15 protein-coding genes are annotated in these 16396 nt (G+C 49.0%); 11 read left to right on the forward strand and 4 right to left on the reverse strand.

The window, feature by feature from the left end; translation table 11 throughout:
* The 3 genes from tauB to tauD are packed head-to-tail and all read left to right on the forward strand — an operon-like array spanning nucleotide 1 to nucleotide 2440.
* Nucleotides 1-768: a taurine ABC transporter ATP-binding subunit gene (tauB, locus tag A1SC_RS01430; protein WP_001515857.1), complete on the forward strand. Its 768-nt coding sequence runs from the start codon at nucleotides 1-3 to the stop codon at nucleotides 766-768.
* Entirely contained in the window at nucleotides 765-1592 is an 828-nt protein-coding gene (gene tauC / locus A1SC_RS01425) for a taurine ABC transporter permease TauC (protein WP_016262980.1), read from the forward strand. The genes tauB and tauC overlap by 4 nt, the downstream gene beginning before the upstream one ends.
* Nucleotides 1589-2440 (forward strand): taurine dioxygenase, encoded by an 852-nt coding sequence (gene tauD / locus A1SC_RS01420; RefSeq protein WP_016262981.1) that lies wholly within the window; start codon nucleotides 1589-1591, stop codon nucleotides 2438-2440. Before tauC ends, tauD begins: the two co-directional genes overlap by 4 nt.
* 40 nt (nucleotides 2441-2480) lie before the next feature.
* Here the strand turns inward: tauD and hemB are convergent, their stop codons facing one another.
* Nucleotides 2481-3455 (reverse strand): porphobilinogen synthase, encoded by a 975-nt coding sequence (gene hemB, locus A1SC_RS01415; protein ID WP_001515859.1) that lies wholly within the window; start codon nucleotides 3453-3455, stop codon nucleotides 2481-2483.
* Between the two features lie 527 nt (nucleotides 3456-3982).
* Here hemB and ehaB point away from each other — a divergent pair.
* Entirely contained in the window at nucleotides 3983-7000 is a 3018-nt protein-coding gene (gene ehaB, locus A1SC_RS01410; RefSeq protein ID WP_016262982.1) for an autotransporter adhesin EhaB, read from the forward strand.
* A gap of 85 nt (nucleotides 7001-7085) precedes the next feature.
* Nucleotides 7086-7709 (forward strand): hydrogen peroxide resistance inhibitor IprA, encoded by a 624-nt coding sequence (iprA, locus tag A1SC_RS01405; RefSeq protein WP_016262983.1) that lies wholly within the window; start codon nucleotides 7086-7088, stop codon nucleotides 7707-7709.
* Here the strand turns inward: iprA and ampH are convergent, their stop codons facing one another.
* Nucleotides 7710-8867, reverse strand: a complete 1158-nt coding sequence (gene ampH / locus A1SC_RS01400; protein WP_000830760.1) for a D-alanyl-D-alanine-carboxypeptidase/endopeptidase AmpH — start codon at nucleotides 8865-8867, stop codon at nucleotides 7710-7712. It lies immediately after the preceding gene.
* Nucleotides 8868-9218: 351 nt separating this feature from the next.
* Between ampH and sbmA the strand changes: the two genes are divergently transcribed.
* Both sbmA and yaiW read left to right on the forward strand, forming a co-directional pair.
* Nucleotides 9219-10439, forward strand: a complete 1221-nt coding sequence (sbmA, locus tag A1SC_RS01395; RefSeq protein ID WP_001515862.1) for a peptide antibiotic transporter SbmA — start codon at nucleotides 9219-9221, stop codon at nucleotides 10437-10439.
* Nucleotides 10440-10451: 12 nt separating this feature from the next.
* Nucleotides 10452-11546 carry a surface-exposed outer membrane lipoprotein YaiW gene (yaiW, locus tag A1SC_RS01390; RefSeq protein WP_016262984.1) on the forward strand — a complete coding sequence of 365 codons (1095 nt, stop codon included), beginning with the start codon at nucleotides 10452-10454 and terminating at the stop codon, nucleotides 11544-11546.
* Between the two features lie 57 nt (nucleotides 11547-11603).
* Here the strand turns inward: yaiW and A1SC_RS01385 are convergent, their stop codons facing one another.
* Complete coding sequence (locus A1SC_RS01385; protein ID WP_000763136.1) at nucleotides 11604-11912, reverse strand: DUF2755 family protein; 309 nt, start codon at nucleotides 11910-11912, stop codon at nucleotides 11604-11606.
* Between the two features lie 258 nt (nucleotides 11913-12170).
* On the opposite strand from A1SC_RS01385, the gene A1SC_RS25340 reads away from it, so the two are divergent.
* Entirely contained in the window at nucleotides 12171-12383 is a 213-nt protein-coding gene (locus A1SC_RS25340) for a DUF2754 domain-containing protein (RefSeq protein WP_001515864.1), read from the forward strand.
* A 203-nt stretch (nucleotides 12384-12586) separates the two neighbouring features.
* On the opposite strand, the gene ddlA is transcribed toward A1SC_RS25340, so the two are convergent.
* Nucleotides 12587-13681 carry a D-alanine--D-alanine ligase gene (gene ddlA, locus A1SC_RS01375; RefSeq protein WP_000413695.1) on the reverse strand — a complete coding sequence of 365 codons (1095 nt, stop codon included), beginning with the start codon at nucleotides 13679-13681 and terminating at the stop codon, nucleotides 12587-12589.
* Nucleotides 13682-14141: 460 nt separating this feature from the next.
* Between ddlA and iraP the strand changes: the two genes are divergently transcribed.
* From iraP to psiF, 3 genes are all read left to right on the forward strand, one after another.
* A complete protein-coding gene (gene iraP / locus A1SC_RS01370) occupies nucleotides 14142-14402 on the forward strand; it encodes an anti-adapter protein IraP (protein WP_001515866.1) in 261 nt (86 codons plus the stop codon).
* A 101-nt stretch (nucleotides 14403-14503) separates the two neighbouring features.
* Entirely contained in the window at nucleotides 14504-15916 is a 1413-nt protein-coding gene (gene phoA / locus A1SC_RS01365; protein WP_000814409.1) for an alkaline phosphatase, read from the forward strand.
* 121 nt (nucleotides 15917-16037) lie between these two features.
* Nucleotides 16038-16358 (forward strand): phosphate starvation-inducible protein PsiF, encoded by a 321-nt coding sequence (gene psiF, locus A1SC_RS01360; protein WP_016262985.1) that lies wholly within the window; start codon nucleotides 16038-16040, stop codon nucleotides 16356-16358.
* The last annotated feature ends 38 nt before the right edge of the window (nucleotides 16359-16396 follow it).

A 16396-nucleotide genomic window follows, 5' to 3' on the forward strand; every position in this document is an offset into this window, starting at 1 on the left:
ATGCTGCAAATCTCTCATCTTTACGCCGATTATGGCGGCAAACCGGCGCTGGAAGATATCAACCTGGCGCTGGAAAACGGCGAATTGTTGGTAGTGCTGGGGCCGTCCGGTTGCGGCAAAACCACCTTGTTAAATTTGATAGCTGGTTTTGTGCCTTATCAGCACGGCAGCATTCAACTGGCGGGCAAGCGTATTCAGGGACCGGGGGCTGAGCGCGGCGTGGTTTTTCAGAATGAAGGATTGCTGCCGTGGCGCAATGTGCAGGATAACGTGGCGTTTGGCCTGCAACTGGCGGGGATGGAGAAAACGCCACGTCTGGAAATCGTGCGCCAGATGCTGAAAAAAGTAGGTCTGGAAGGCGCAGAAAAAAGATATGTCTGGCAGCTTTCCGGTGGTCAGCGTCAACGGGTGGGAATTGCCCGCGCGCTGGCGGCTAATCCTCAGTTGTTATTACTCGACGAACCGTTTGGCGCGCTGGATGCCTTTACCCGCGACCAGATGCAAACCTTACTGCTGAAACTCTGGCAGGAGACCGGCAAGCAGGTGCTGTTGATTACCCACGATATAGAAGAAGCGGTGTTTATGGCAACTGAACTGGTTCTGCTTTCATCCGCTCCTGGTCATGTGCTGGAGCGGTTGCCGCTCAACTTCGCCCGCCGCTTTGTTGCGGGGGAGTCGAGTCGCAGCATTAAGTCTGATCCACAGTTTATCGCCATGCGCGAATATGTCTTAAGCCGCGTATTTGAGCAACGGGAGGCGTTCTCATGAGCGTGGTCATTAATGAAAAACTGCATTCGCGTCGGCTGAAATGGCGCTGGCCGCTCTCAGGTCGGGTGACTTTAAGCATTGGCACGTTAGCCGTTTTACTTTCTGTATGGTGGGCAGTGGCGGCGCTGCAACTGATTAGCCCGCTGTTTTTACCACCGCCGCAGCAGGTGCTGGAAAAACTGCTCACCATTGCCGGGCCGCAAGGATTTATGGACGCCACACTTTGGCAGCATTTGGCAGCCAGCCTGACGCGCATTTTGCTGGCGTTACTTGCGGCGGTATTGATCGGCATTCCGGTCGGGATCGCGATGGGGATAAGCCCGATGGTGCGCGGCATTCTTGATCCGGTAATCGAACTGTATCGCCCGGTGCCGCCGCTGGCCTATTTGCCGCTGATGGTGATCTGGTTTGGTATTGGTGAAACCTCGAAGATCTTACTGATCTATCTGGCGATTTTTGCACCGGTGGCGATGTCGGCGCTGGCGGGAGTGAAAAGCGCGCAGCAGGTTCGCATTCGTGCCGCGCAGTCGCTGGGCGCAAGCCGTGCGCAGGTGCTGTGGTTTGTTATTCTGCCTGGCGCGCTGCCAGAAATTCTCACCGGAATACGTATTGGTTTGGGGGTGGGTTGGTCTACGCTGGTGGCGGCGGAACTGATTGCAGCGACGCGTGGTTTGGGCTTTATGGTTCAGTCTGCGGGGGAGTTTCTTGCGACTGACGTGGTACTGGCGGGGATTGCGGTGATCGCGATTATCGCCTTTCTTTTAGAACTGGGGTTGCGCGCGTTACAGCGCCGCCTGACGCCCTGGCATGGAGAAATACAATGAGTGAACGTCTGAGCATTACCCCGCTGGGATCGTATATTGGCGCACAAATTTCGGGGGCTGACCTGACGCGTCCGTTAAGCGATAACCAGTTTGAAAAGCTTTACCATGCGGTGCTGCGCCATCAGGTAGTCTTTCTGCGTGAACAAGCCATTACGCCGCAGCAGCAACGCGCGCTGGCCCAGCGTTTTGGCGAGCTGCATATTCACCCTGTTTATCCTCATGCCGAAGGGGTTGAGGAGATTATCGTATTGGATACCCATAACGATAATCCGCCAGATAACGACAACTGGCACACCGATGTGACGTTTATTGAGACGCCACCCGCTGGGGCGATTCTGGCGGCGAAAGAGTTGCCCTCGACCGGCGGTGACACGCTATGGACCAGCGGTATTGCAGCGTATGAGGCGCTTTCAACTCCCTTCCGCCAACTGTTGAGCGGGCTGCGTGCGGAGCATGATTTCCGTAAATCGTTTCCGGAATACAAATATCGTAAAACTGAGGAGGAACATCAACGCTGGCGCGAGGCTGCTGCGAAAAATCCACCGTTGTTCCATCCGGTGGTGCGTACGCATCCGGTGAGCGGTAAACAGGCGCTGTTTGTTAATGAAGGTTTTACTACGCGAATTATCGATGTCAGCGAGAAAGAGAGCGAAGCGTTGCTGGGCTTTTTATTCGCCCATATCACCAAACCGGAATTTCAGGTGCGCTGGCGCTGGCAGCCAAATGACGTGGCGATTTGGGATAACCGTGTGACTCAGCACTATGCGAATGCTGATTATCTGCCGCAGCGGCGGATTATGCATCGGGCGACAATTCTCGGGGATAAACCGTTTTATCGGGCAGAGTAAGGTGAAGTGCCGGGTAGGGATTACCCGGCATCCATGGTCATTAACGCAGAATTTTTTTCTCAGCCAGATCCAGCGCAAAGTAGCTGAAAATCAGATCCGCGCCCGCACGCTTAATTGAACCTAAGCTTTCGAGCACCACTTTCTCTTCATCTATTGCACCTGCCAGCGCGGCGAACTTAATCATCGCGTACTCACCGCTGACCTGATACGCACCAATCGGCAATTCAGTACGTTCACGCAGTTCACGCACGATGTCGAGGTACGCTCCGGCTGGTTTAACCATCAGGCAGTCTGCGCCCTGGGCTTCATCCAGCAGTGACTCACGAATCGCCTCGCGACGGTTCATTGGGTTCATCTGGTAACTTTTGCGGTCGCCTTTTAATGCGCTTCCGGCAGCTTCGCGGAACGGGCCATAAAAGGAGGAGGCGAATTTAGTCGAATACGACATGATCGCAGTATCTTTAAAACCTGCGGCGTCCAGCGCCTGGCGAATTGCCTGCACCTGACCGTCCATTGCAGCGGAAGGGGCAATGAAGTCTGCACCCGCAGCAGCAGCAACTATCGCTTGTTTGCCTAAATTTTCCAGGGTTGCGTCGTTATCGACGCCGTGATCGCACAGCACTCCGCAGTGACCGTGAGAAGTGTATTCACAGAAGCAGGTGTCTGACATGACGATCATTTCTGGCACGGTCTGCTTGCAGATGCGTGACATACGCGCCACCAGACCATCTTCCCGCCAGGCATCGCTGCCCGTTTCATCGGTATGGTGAGAAATGCCGAAAGTCATTACGGAACGAATGCCGGCGTTGGCGATGCGTTCTATTTCGCGTGCCAGATGTTTCTCTGGAATGCGCATCACGCCTGGCATGGCTTCAACGGCTTTGTAGTCGTCAATTTCTTCTTCAACAAAGATCGGCAACACCAGGTCGTTAAGGCTAAGTGTTGTCTCTTCAAACATGGCGCGCAGCGCAGGAGATTTGCGCAGGCGACGAGGGCGTTGGATTAAGTCTGTCATGGTCTGCCTGATGTTTGTGGAATTAAGGTGCACAGTATACCTGAAGCGGGGCAGGAGTGTTTTACGAAAGTTGTCGCGATGTTGTTAAGAAGGGAATGAAAGAGAGGCCATGACATCTTTTTAATAGAAATAGCAATAATTTCATATTCATTGAAAATATTTTTAATTTTTATTTATAGCTATTGGTTATTGTTTTTGGTTATTTGATTGCACTGTCAAAAACAGAATGATTAAAAGTTATTTTGGTTATTGATACATTATTTGTCTGATTTGTTTTTGTAATATATTGCAAAGTGTATGAGTTAAAATTAAGGCCATCATTAACATATTGAAATGCTGCGTTTTTATCTCTTTTTGTAATAAGTGTGCACGTGTGATTTATATATGTCCACATTCGGACTTAGGGGAAAGAATAATTGAACCATTCGTCTGTAACGCAGCATAATCGTTAGCGCGAAACATAATATGTTTTCTATGCATTGATAATTGATGGATCAACTTATTACGTCCCTGAGGAGGGATGACAAATGCACTCCTGGAAAAAGAAACTTGTAGTATCACAATTAGCATTGGCTTGCACTCTGGCTATCACCTCTCAGGCTAATGCAGCGACCAACGATATTTCTGGTCAAACTTACAATACTTTCCATCACTACAATGACGCCACCTATGCTGATGACGTTTACTATGATGGTTATGCAGGCTGGAACAACTACGCAGCTGACAGCTATTACAACGGCGATATTTATCCCGTCATCAATAAAGCTACCGTTAATGGCGTAATCTCTACCTACTATCTGGACGATGGTATTTCTACCAATACCAACGCCAATAGTCTGACAATCAAAAACAGCACTATCCACGGTATGATTTATTCCGAGTGCATGACAACTGATTGTGTTGATCGTGCGGATGACTACTACCATGATCGTCTGGCGCTGACTGTTGATAATTCAACAATCGACGACAACTACGAACACTATACTTATAACGGCACCTACAATAATGCCGCTGATACTCATGTTGTAGACGTTTATAACATTGGTACAGCCATTACTCTGGATCAAGAAGTTGATCTGTCCATCTCTAATAACTCTCACGTGGCAGGTATTACGCTGACTCAGGGTTATGAATGGGAAGATATTGACGACAACACGGTCAGCACTGGCGTAAACAGCAGTGAAGTGTTTAATAACACTATTACTGTTAAAGATTCTACCGTGACCTCAGGTTCATGGACTGATGAAGGAACTACTGGTTGGTTTGGTAATACCGGTAATGCCAGTGATTACAATGGTAATGGCTGGAACGCTGATGATATCGCATTAGCCGTTATTGCACATCCTGATGCTGATAACGCCATGCAGACTACTGCAACATTCGATAACTCCACGCTGATGGGCGATGTGTTCTTCTCAAGCAACTTTGATGAGAACTTCTTCCCACATGGCCGTGATAGCTATCGTGATGCTGACGGTGATGTAGATACTAACGGTTGGGATGGTACTGATCGTCTGGATCTGACCCTGAACAATGGCAGCAAGTGGGTTGGTGCAGCAATGTCTGCGCATCAGGTTGATCTGGGCTCAGATATTGGGACAGATCTTGATGGCGATGGTTATGCTGATAACGATACTCTCGATGGTAAGATCGATAAAGACAGCCCGCTGGATGGCATTTACGATGCTTATGAGATAGGCACCGAAGCTACTGCAACTCTGATCGACATCGCTGCTAATAGCCTGTGGCCTTTATCAACGGTTGGTGTAGAAAACATCGACTCTGAATACAGCGAATTTGATCACATCATCGGTAACGAAGTTTACCAGAGCGGTCTGTTCAATGTGACCCTGAACACTGGTTCACAGTGGGATACCACCAAAACTTCTCTGATCGATACTCTGAGCATCAACAGTGGTTCAACTGTTAATGTTGCTGATTCAACGCTGATTTCTGACTCTATCTCTCTGACAGGTCTTTCTGCGCTGAACATCAACGAAGATGGTCATGTTGCAACTGATTCACTGACTATCGACAACAGTACCGTAACCATCTCTGATGAAGTTTCTGCTGGTTGGGCTGTAGGTGATGCAGCTCTGTATGCGAACAACATCAAAGTGACTAACGACGGTATCCTGGATGTTGGTAACACTGCGGCGAATGCTCTTCAGGTTGATACACTGAACCTGACCAGCATCACTGATACCAGTGGCAACATTCATGCTGGTGTATTCAACATCGAAAGCAACCGCTTCGTACTTGATGCAGACTTGACCAACGACCGTACCAACGACACTACCAAGTCAAACTACGGTTATGGCGTAATCGCAATGAACTCTGATGGTCACCTGACCATTAATGGTAACGGCGATAACGATAACACTGCTTCTATCGAAGCTGGTCAGAACGAAGTTGATAACAGTGGTGACCATGTTGCCGCTGCAACCGGTAACTACAAAGTTCGTATCGACAACGCTACTGGTGCTGGTTCAATCGCTGACTACAACGGTAACGAGCTGATTTACGTTAACGATAAAAACAGCAATGCTACCTTCTCTGCTGCTAACAAAGCTGACCTGGGTGCTTACACCTACGAAGCCCGCCAGGAAGGTAACACCGTTGTTCTGCATCAGACCGAGCTGACCGACTACGCGAACATGGCGCTGAGCATTCCGTCTGCAAACACCAATATCTGGAACCTGGAACAAGACACCGTTGGTACTCGTCTGACCAACTCTCGTCATGGCCTGGCTGATAACGGTGGCGCGTGGGTAAGCTACTTCGGTGGTAACTTCAACGGCAACAACGGCACCATTGACTACGATCAGGATGTTAACGGCATCATGGTCGGTGTTGATACCAAAATTGACGGTAATAACGCTAAGTGGATCGTCGGTGCGGCTGCAGGCTTCGGTAAAGGTGACATGAATGACCGTTCTGGTCAGGTGGATCAAGACAGCCAGTCTGCCTACATCTACTCTTCTGCTCGCTTCGCGAACAACATCTTTGTTGATGGTAGCTTGAGCTACTCTCACTTCAACAACGATCTGTCTGCAACCATGAGCAACGGTACTTACGTTGACGGTAGCACCAACTCTGACGCGTGGGGCTTCGGTTTGAAAGCCGGTTACGACTTCAAACTGGGTGATGCTGGTTACGTAACACCTTACGGCAGCGTTTCTGGTCTGTTCCAGTCTGGTGATGACTACCAGTTGAGCAACGACATGAAAGTTGACGGTCAGTCTTACGACAGCATGCGTTATGAGCTGGGTGTAGATGCAGGTTATACCTTCACTTACAGCGAAGACCAGGCTCTGACTCCGTACTTCAAACTGGCTTACGTCTACGACGACTCTAACAACGATAACGATGTGAACGGCGATTCCATCGATAACGGTACTGAAGGGTCTGCGGTACGTGTTGGTCTGGGTACTCAGTTCAGCTTTACCAAGAACTTCAGTGCCTATACCGATGCTAACTACCTCGGTGGCGGTGACGTAGATCAAGACTGGTCCGCGAATGTGGGTGTTAAATATACCTGGTAATATTCTTCATTCTGAAGAAATAGGTAATTTAATCTAAATAATGCCCGTCAAGGATTTGACGGGCATTACTGCAAAGGACGCGCAAATGTTATCTGTAGTTAAACCTCTTCAGGAATTTGGTAAGCTCGATAAATGTTTGTCCAGATACGGCACGCGCTTCGAGTTTAATAATGAAAAACAAGTTATATTTTCAAGTGATGTTAATAGCGAAGATACATTCGTTATTTTAGAAGGTGTTATCTCTCTGCGTAGAGAAGAAAACGTACTTATCGGTATTACCCAGGCTCCTTATATTATGGGTCTGGCTGATGGATTAATGAAAAACGATATACCATACAAATTAATATCAGAAGGAAACTGTATGGGATATCATCTGCCTGCCAAACAAACCATTGCTCTTATTGAACAACATCAACTCTGGCGTGACGCTTTCTATTGGTTAGCCTGGCAAAATCGAATTCTGGAATTACGTGACGTTCAGCTCATTGGTCACAATTCCTATGAACAAATCCGCGCTACTTTATTATCAATGATTGACTGGAATGACGAATTGCGTTCACGTATTGGTGTTATGAATTATATCCATCAACGTACACGCATATCACGTTCTGTCGTGGCAGAAGTTCTCGCGGCTTTACGCAAGGGCGGCTATATCGAAATGAATAAAGGCAAACTGGTTGCTATCAACCGTTTGCCTTCAGAGTATTAATCAGGACGCGGGGATGACCAATGGTTTATTCCCGCTAAGTTCGGTCACCAAATCATTGATGCCATCACTCATATTTTTAAAGCGTGTCAACGGCGAACGCGTGACGACCACAAAAGCACCAATATTTTTTTGCGGGATCATCGCCATATAGGTAATGAATCCGCCACCGCCGCCTGTTTTCTGAATAATTCCCGGACGCCCATCTTTCGGTGCCATATATACCCAGCCTAAACCGAGCGCATCTGCTTTACCGGGTACATCCATGCCGATCACTTTCGTAAACTGCGCGCGTTGATAAATCAGCGTCTGCATACGATCCGCCTGGTTGCTGCGCTGATAAAAATCAGACGACAAATACTGCTGCATCCAGCGCATCATATCGCCAGGCGTGGAATAAACACCGCCGCTGCCTATTGCCGCCAGGGTATTATTACAAGGACTGGCCCCGCGCTCGGCAACCATTAAACGACGGCACTGGTCCGGTGATGGTGTGTATGTGGTGTCTTTCATCCCCAGCGGACGGGTAATCTGCTCTTCAAACAACTGCGTATATGGTTTGCCGGAAGCATTCGCCAGCGCATCTGCCAGTAAGTCGAATGCGAGGTTGGAATATGCAGCCTGACTACCCGGTGCGGCTTTTAGTTTGGCGGTGGAAAGGTATTTCCAACGTTGCTCGCGAGTCGGCCAGACAAACACCGGACGATTTGCTGCGCCGCCGGGCTGTTCACGCGGCAGGGCGCTGGTATGGGTTGCCAGATTCACCAGCGTAATGGGCGTTCCATTGTAGGTCGGCACGCGTGCGCCTGGCGGCGCATATTTACTTAGCGGATCGTTTAATTTCACCGTCCCTTGATCGAGCAATTTCACCAGCATCTCACTGGTCATCAGCTTAGTGAGCGACGCAATTCGCACTACAGAATCTAATTGTGGGCGAACGTTATTACCGGGACGCGTTTCCCCATAACTGCGGAAGACGCGCTGATTACCATCGATAACAACCAGGGCCATCCCCGTGGCACCGCTGCCGTAAAAAATATGATCGGCATAGCGATCGACAATATCAGAGGCGAACTCCGGTTCGGTGATCGACTGCGCCGCATGGACGGAGGTCAATGACGCCGCACACAGCACGGCAGAAAAAAGCAGACTACGTTTCAACGGTGGTGTCCATAAATTAAATGAAGGTAACTAAGCGTATTTATACTACTCATAGATGGATTGCAAAGGGCGAATTAGTGCAATAATAGTGTTAAAAACGTAACGGCGCGTAAACACGTTCTTTTTCCTGCTCACCAATGCCTGCATTTGTGATCCTGCGCGTGTTAATCCGCTAATGTAAACAATCCTTTGTTTGTGAAATCCGTCGAAACAATTCTTACGTTCAGGTTGACGAACTAAGTAGCTTGCCATTGGTCACAATGGGCGGTTTCATTTGGCTTGCTCTTTGGAGTGGTCATGCGGTTTATGCACAGCAATTGTTAAAATGATAAGAAGTTAGCAGGAGAGCATATGTTTAAGTCTTTTTTCCCAAAGCCGGGTACGTTTTTCCTCTCGGCCTTTGTTTGGGCATTGATTGCCGTGATCTTCTGGCAAGCCGGTGGTGGTGATTGGGTGGCTCGTATCACCGGGGCTTCCGGGCAGATCCCGATTAGCGCCGCCCGTTTCTGGTCATTAGACTTCCTGGTTTTTTATGCTTACTACATTGTTTGTGTAGGACTCTTTGCGCTGTTCTGGTTTATATACAGCCCGCATCGTTGGCAATACTGGTCAATACTCGGTACTGCGCTGATTATCTTCGTTACCTGGTTTCTGGTGGAAGTTGGGGTTGCCGTCAACGCCTGGTATGCTCCGTTCTATGATCTGATCCAAACCGCGCTAAGTTCGCCGCATAAAGTGACCATTGAACAGTTTTATCGCGAAGTGGGCGTCTTTCTGGGGATTGCGCTGATTGCGGTAGTGATCAGTGTGTTGAACAATTTCTTTGTTAGCCACTATGTGTTCCGCTGGCGTACAGCGATGAACGAGTACTACATGGCAAACTGGCAACAACTCCGTCATATCGAAGGTGCCGCCCAGCGTGTGCAGGAAGACACTATGCGTTTTGCCTCTACGTTGGAAAATATGGGGGTAAGTTTTATCAACGCTATCATGACGTTGATCGCCTTCTTGCCGGTGTTGGTGACGCTCTCCGCGCATGTGCCGGAATTGCCGATTATTGGACATATTCCGTATGGCCTGGTGATTGCAGCCATCGTCTGGTCGCTGATGGGCACCGGGCTGCTGGCGGTGGTGGGGATCAAACTGCCGGGACTGGAATTTAAAAACCAGCGCGTAGAAGCGGCTTATCGTAAAGAGTTGGTTTATGGTGAAGACGATGCATCGCGCGCGACGCCGCCAACGGTACGCGAGCTGTTCAGCGCCGTGCGGAAGAACTATTTTCGTCTCTATTTTCACTATATGTATTTCAATATTGCCCGCATTCTCTATTTGCAGGTTGATAACGTTTTCGGTTTGTTCTTGCTGTTTCCGTCGATTGTTGCCGGTACGATTACGCTCGGCCTGATGACGCAAATTACCAACGTTTTCGGCCAGGTGCGCGGTGCTTTCCAGTATCTGATTAACTCATGGACTACGTTGGTAGAGTTAATGTCTATCTACAAACGTCTGCGCAGCTTTGAACATGAGCTGGATGGTGACAAAATTCAGGAAGTAACCCATACGTTGAGTTAAAAAGGAGAGGTAATGTCGCAGTTCACTCGTCTTTCTTCGCTTTCATTGTTGGCGGTTCTGGTTTTAGCGGGGTGTAGTAGTCAGGCTCCGCAACCGTTGAAAAAGGGCGAAAAAGCGATAGATGTAGCGAGCGTCGTGCGGCAGAAGTTGCCCGCCAACGTGAAGGACCGCGATGCCTGGGCGAAAGATATTGCCACCACTTTTGAAAGTCAGGGGCTGGCACCGACGCTGGAAAACGTCTGCTCGGTGCTGGCGGTGGCACAGCAGGAGTCTAATTATCAGGCGGATCCGGCCGTTCCGGGCTTAAGTAAAATTGCCTGGCAAGAGATTGACCGTCGCGCCGAACGGATGCATATCCCCGCTTTTTTGGTTCATACCGCGCTGAAAATTAAATCACCAAACGGCAAAAGTTACAGCGAACGGTTAGATTCCGTGCGTACAGAAAAGCAGTTAAGCGCGATTTTTGACGATCTGATCAGCATGGTGCCGATGGGCCAGACGCTGTTTGGTTCGCTTAACCCGGTGCGCACGGGTGGGCCGATGCAAGTCAGCATTGCTTTTGCCGAACAGCATACCAAAGGCTATCCGTGGAAAATGGACGGTACTGTCCGTCAGGAAGTCTTTAGTCGTCGCGGCGGATTATGGTTTGGTACTTACCATTTACTGAATTATCCCGCCAGTTACAGCGCGCCGATATATCGTTTTGCTGACTTTAATGCCGGCTGGTATGCCAGTCGGAACGCCGCGTTTCAGAACGCGGTCAGCAAAGCCAGCGGCGTGAAACTGGCGCTGGATGGGGATTTGATTCGCTATGACAGCAAAGAACCCGGTAAAACAGAACTGGCAACGCGCAAACTGGCAGGCAAACTGGGTATGAGTGATAGCGAAATTCGCCGTCAGTTAGAGAAAGGGGACCGCTTCTCTTTTGAAGAGACGGCGTTGTACCAGAAAGTTTATCAGCTTGCAGAAGCGAAAACGGGTAAATCGCTACCACGTGAAATGTTGCCCGGTATCCAACTGGAAAGCCCGAAAATCACTCGTAACCTTACAACAGCATGGTTTGCGAAGCGCGTTGATGAGCGACGGGCGCGTTGTATGAAACCGTGATCAATGGGGAATCGTAGGCCAGATAAGGCGTTTACGCCGCATCTGGCACAGCAAATCTTACTGGCGACGATGTCGCCAGTGCAGCCATAAAGCAACCACGGCAAAAATGAAGCAACCAACCAAAAATGGGATTAGCCCAAAAATGGTGCCGACACCTAAGCCGATTTCCACTCGTGGGCGGCCTGTATCCTGAACCTGCATTAAACGCTCATAGACGCCAGGCGCATGCACCAACAGATTCAGTAATTGCGCCCCAATCCAAAAGCAAAACAGTACAAACAGCGCATAGGCAATGTTGCCAGGCGTTGAAGAGGTGTTGCGATATTTTCCGTTAAACAGCGATTTTGATAGGGTGAAATCAGCCATAAAAACCTCCGGAAGTCATTTGCTTCTCTTCTGGTGTGATACCAGCGGCTATGGCAAGTCTGACAGGTCATTGAGATTGTCAATATCAGAATCATGGTAAATTGATGGTGGGAATATTCCCGAAGCGTGAATATTCGTCGTGAGTCACAAAATGGTAACTTTAAGCTAAATTTTTTAACGACACTGGAAATGCTGTCTACGCCACAGACGGATGTTACAGAATATGCGAGGATGCTGTTTTTCATTATCGGAGCTGCCATGAATCTGCCTGTAAAAATCCGCCGCGACTGGCACTACTATGCGTTCGCCATTGGTCTCATTTTCATTCTTAACGGTGTGGTGGGTTTGCTGGGATTTGAAGCAAAAGGTTGGCAGACATATGCAGTCGGTCTGGTGACGTGGGTAATTAGTTTCTGGCTGGCGGGGCTGATTATTCGTCGTCGCGATGACGAAACTGAAAACGCCCAATAACATATGATTGGGCGTTCAGGGGATGGCAAAGTACTCGCTGTTCATGCCGGATGCGGCATTAACGCTTTAGCCTGTCTACAAAATCTTGCAAAATCAATATATTGAAATTGTCTGGTAGGCCTGATAAGCGTAGCGCATCAGGCAATCTTACGCTTGTCACCAGTCTTAAACGCCCAATAAAAATATTACCGGGCGATTGAAAATTACATTGTGGTTTTCAACGCGTTATCCGCAGCGTGACGTTCCAGTGCCAGTTCAATCAAACGCGTGATCAGGTCGGTGTAGCCCAGACCGCTGGCTTGCCACAACTTCGGATACATGCTGATATTAGTGAAGCCCGGCAGCGTGTTGATCTCGTTGATCACCACCTCGTTTTCCGGCGTTAAGAAGACGTCTACACGCGCCATGCCAGCACAGCCCAGCGCCTGATAAGCCTGAATGGCAATCGCCCGGATCTTATCGTTGATGTCTGGCGCAATGGCTGCCGGAACCACCACTTTCGCACCATCTTCGTCAATGTATTTGGTGTCGTAGGCGTAGAAATCGCTGGTCAGGACGATCTCGCCACAGGTGCTGGCTTGCGGATTGTCGTTGCCCAGAACCGCGCATTCGATCTCACGCCCTTTGATCCCTTGTTCAACGATCACTTTGTGATCGAACTCGAACGCCAGATCGACGGCAATCGCGTACTGTTCTTCGTTAGTCACTTTGCTGACGCCAACAGAAGAGCCCTGGTTAGCGGGTTTAACGAACAGCGGTAAACCCAGTTTAGACTCCACTTCGGCAAAACTGATTTTGTGACGATTGGCGCGTGTCAGGGTAATAAATGGCGCAATGTTCAAACCGGCATCACGCAGCAGACGTTTGGTGACGTCTTTATCCATACAGGCGGCAGAGGCCAGCACATCGGAACCGACAAACGGTAAATTAGCGACCCGCAGCATCCCCTGCAGGGAGCCATCTTCACCCAGCGTACCGTGGACAATCGGGAAAATGACATCTACCGTCGGCAATGGTTGGCCGTTCTGTGCATCAATAAGTTGATGCTCATGTCTACCCGGCACCTGCGCGAGGCTGGTAGCCGAAGGGCGCAACGCGATATGGGCAGGATCGTCTGCGTTTAGCAGATAATTACTGGCATCGCTGACGTGCCATTGCCCTTGTTTATCAATGCCCAGCAGCACAACGTCGAAACGACTTTTATCAATGGCATCGACAATGTTTTTTGCCGATTGCAGAGACACTTCATGTTCCGCTGATTTTCCACCAAAAACGATACCTACCCGCAGTTTTTCCATCTTAAAAACCTATCCCGTCGAACATAAAGAACATACATTACCACGACAAAACGGTTGATTCGCGGCCTTCTGACAGAATGTTGCAATCTTCTGGTCACAAAGCGCTCAGCGTACTGACTGTGAAATATCATCGATTAAATTATGTGCTACAGATCACAAAAATGATGAACGGGAAGCTAATTTGTTGCTGGCATTAACCATGACTCGGCTTGTGAATAACTTAATAATAAGTTAACGAACTAAATATATTTCATAACTTTTTATTATATTAATGATTTATAATTGAATAGCTGTTTTATTTGTAAGGTAATTATTTAAATAAGAGAAACGTTTCGCTGATAAATATGTGGAAATATTTGTGCAAAGTATTTCCTTCGTCATAAAAATACTACTTCCAGCCCCTATGCAGTTATGAAGCATAATGTTAACTTCTCCATACTTTGGATAAGGAAATACAGACATGAAAAATCTCATTGCTGAGTTGTTATTTAAGCTTGCCCAAAAAGAAGAAGAGTCGAAGGAACTGTGCGCGCAGGTTGAGGCACTGGAGATTATTGTCACCGCGATGCTTCGCAATATGGCGCAAAAAGACCAACAGCGGTTGATTGATCAGGTTGAGGGGGCGTTGTATGCGGTAAAGCCCGATGCCAGCATTCCTGATGACGACACGGAGCTGCTGCGCGATTACGTAAAGAAGTTATTGAGGCATCCTCGTCAGTAAAAAATTAAGCCTTTTCAACGATTGTCATAAAGCTGTCACGCCAGAGACTTATAGTCGCTTTGTTTTTATTTTTTACTGTATTTGTACATGGAGAAAATAAAGTGAAACAAAGCACTATTGCACTGGCTCTCTTACCGTTATTGTTTACCCCTGTAACAAACGCCCAGACGCCGCAGACACCCATTCTGGAAAACCGGGCTGCACAGGGAGATATTACTACGCCCGGCGGTGCCCGCCGTTTAACAGGCGATCAGACCGCCGCCTTGCGTGATTCACTTAGCGATAAGCCGGTAAAAAATATTATATTACTGATTGGCGATGGGATGGGGGATTCGGAAATTACTGCCGCACGAAATTATGCCGAAGGTGCGGGCGGTTTTTTTAAAGGAATCGATGCGTTACCGCTTACCGGGCAATACACTCACTATTCTCTGGATAAAAGAACCGGTAAACCGGACTACGTAACCGACTCCGCTGCGTCAGCAACCGCCTGGTCAACTGGCGTCAAAACCTATAACGGCGCGCTGGGCGTCGATATTCATGAAAAAGATCATCCAACGATACTGGAGATGGCAAAAGCCGCAGGCCTGGCCACTGGCAACGTTTCAACGGCTGAATTGCAGGATGCCACACCTGCCGCGCTGGTGGCGCATGTGACGTCGCGCAAATGCTACGGACCGAGCGTTACCAGTGAAAAATGCCCGAGTAATGCGCTGGAAAAAGGCGGTAAAGGCTCCATCACTGAACAACTGCTTAACGCTCGTGCCGATGTAACGCTTGGCGGCGGTGCAAAAACGTTTGCAGAAACAGCAACCGCCGGTGAATGGCAGGGAAAAACGCTGCGTGAACAAGCACAGGCGCGTGGTTATCAGTTAGTGACTGATACAGCCTCGTTAGAAGCGGTGACGGAGGCAAATCAGGATAAACCACTGCTCGGATTATTTTCCGATGGCAATATGCCGGTACGCTGGAAAGGCCCAAAGGCGTCTTATCACGGCAATATCGATAAGCCTGCGGTAACTTGTACTCCGAATCCGCAGCGTAATGACAGCATACCGACGTTAGCGCAGATGACCGACAAGGCCATTGAGTTATTAAGTAAAAATGAAAAAGGCTTCTTCCTGCAAGTCGAAGGTGCATCGATCGACAAACAGGATCACGCCGCGAATCCTTGTGGGCAAATTGGTGAGACGGTTGACCTTGATGAAGCTGTACAACGGGCGCTGGAATTTGCCAAAAAAGATGGTAACACCCTGGTAGTGGTAACGGCTGACCATGCTCACGCCAGCCAAATTGTCCCGCCGGATACCAAAGCACCGGGTCTGACTCAGGCGTTAAATACCAAAGATGGCGCAGTAATGGTGATGAGCTACGGTAACTCTGAAGAGGATTCGCAAGAGCATACTGGCAGCCAGTTGCGTATTGCTGCTTATGGCCCGCACGCTGCAAACGTCGTTGGCCTGACCGATCAGACCGATCTCTTCTACACCATGAAAGCCGCATTGGGCCTGTAATTAAACCGCACCCGACGATGAATTTGTGTCGTCGGGTGGTTTTTTTGCTGTTAGCAACCAGACTTAAAGGCAGATCACGGGCGCAAACGCTCCTGGTTAAAATGTTAAGAGGGATGGTGCTATGAAAATAACATTACTGGTTACCCTGCTATTCGGTTTAGTTTTTTTAACCACAGTCGGCGCTGCCGAGAGGACGTTAACCCCGCAACAACAGCGTATGACTTCCTGTAATCAACAGGCCACGGCGCAGGCGTTGAAAGGGGATGCCCGTAAGACGTACATGAGTGATTGCCTGAAGAACAGTAAGTCTGTGCCCGGCGAGAAGAGTTTGACGCCGCAACAGCAGAAGATGCGCGAATGCAATGGTCAGGCGACGCAGCAATCTCTGAAAGGTGATGATCGCAATAAGTTTATGAGCACCTGCCTCAAGAACGCCGCGTAATACCTGATAGTGCTAACGGGTGAGCTAAGAAAATGGCT

This window comes from Escherichia sp. KTE52, from assembly GCF_000408325.1.
In the GTDB taxonomy this organism is placed as follows: domain Bacteria; phylum Pseudomonadota; class Gammaproteobacteria; order Enterobacterales; family Enterobacteriaceae; genus Escherichia; species Escherichia marmotae.

Excerpts from the sequence above, each read along its gene's own strand:
- ddlA (WP_000413695.1), bottom strand. The coding sequence starts at position 13,681 with ATGGAAAAACTGCGGGTAGGTATCGTTTTTGGTGGAAAATCAGCGGAA.
- tauD (WP_016262981.1), top strand. The coding sequence starts at position 1,589 with ATGAGTGAACGTCTGAGCATTACCCCGCTGGGATCGTATATTGGCGCA.
- psiF (WP_016262985.1), top strand. The coding sequence starts at position 16,038 with ATGAAAATAACATTACTGGTTACCCTGCTATTCGGTTTAGTTTTTTTA.
- A1SC_RS25340 (WP_001515864.1), top strand. The coding sequence starts at position 12,171 with ATGAATCTGCCTGTAAAAATCCGCCGCGACTGGCACTACTATGCGTTC.
- hemB (WP_001515859.1), bottom strand. The coding sequence starts at position 3,455 with ATGACAGACTTAATCCAACGCCCTCGTCGCCTGCGCAAATCTCCTGCG.
- yaiW (WP_016262984.1), top strand. The coding sequence starts at position 10,452 with ATGTCGCAGTTCACTCGTCTTTCTTCGCTTTCATTGTTGGCGGTTCTG.
- A1SC_RS01385 (WP_000763136.1), bottom strand. The coding sequence starts at position 11,912 with ATGGCTGATTTCACCCTATCAAAATCGCTGTTTAACGGAAAATATCGC.
- tauB (WP_001515857.1), top strand. The coding sequence starts at position 1 with ATGCTGCAAATCTCTCATCTTTACGCCGATTATGGCGGCAAACCGGCG.
- iraP (WP_001515866.1), top strand. The coding sequence starts at position 14,142 with ATGAAAAATCTCATTGCTGAGTTGTTATTTAAGCTTGCCCAAAAAGAA.
- tauC (WP_016262980.1), top strand. The coding sequence starts at position 765 with ATGAGCGTGGTCATTAATGAAAAACTGCATTCGCGTCGGCTGAAATGG.
- ehaB (WP_016262982.1), top strand. The coding sequence starts at position 3,983 with ATGCACTCCTGGAAAAAGAAACTTGTAGTATCACAATTAGCATTGGCT.
- iprA (WP_016262983.1), top strand. The coding sequence starts at position 7,086 with ATGTTATCTGTAGTTAAACCTCTTCAGGAATTTGGTAAGCTCGATAAA.
- sbmA (WP_001515862.1), top strand. The coding sequence starts at position 9,219 with ATGTTTAAGTCTTTTTTCCCAAAGCCGGGTACGTTTTTCCTCTCGGCC.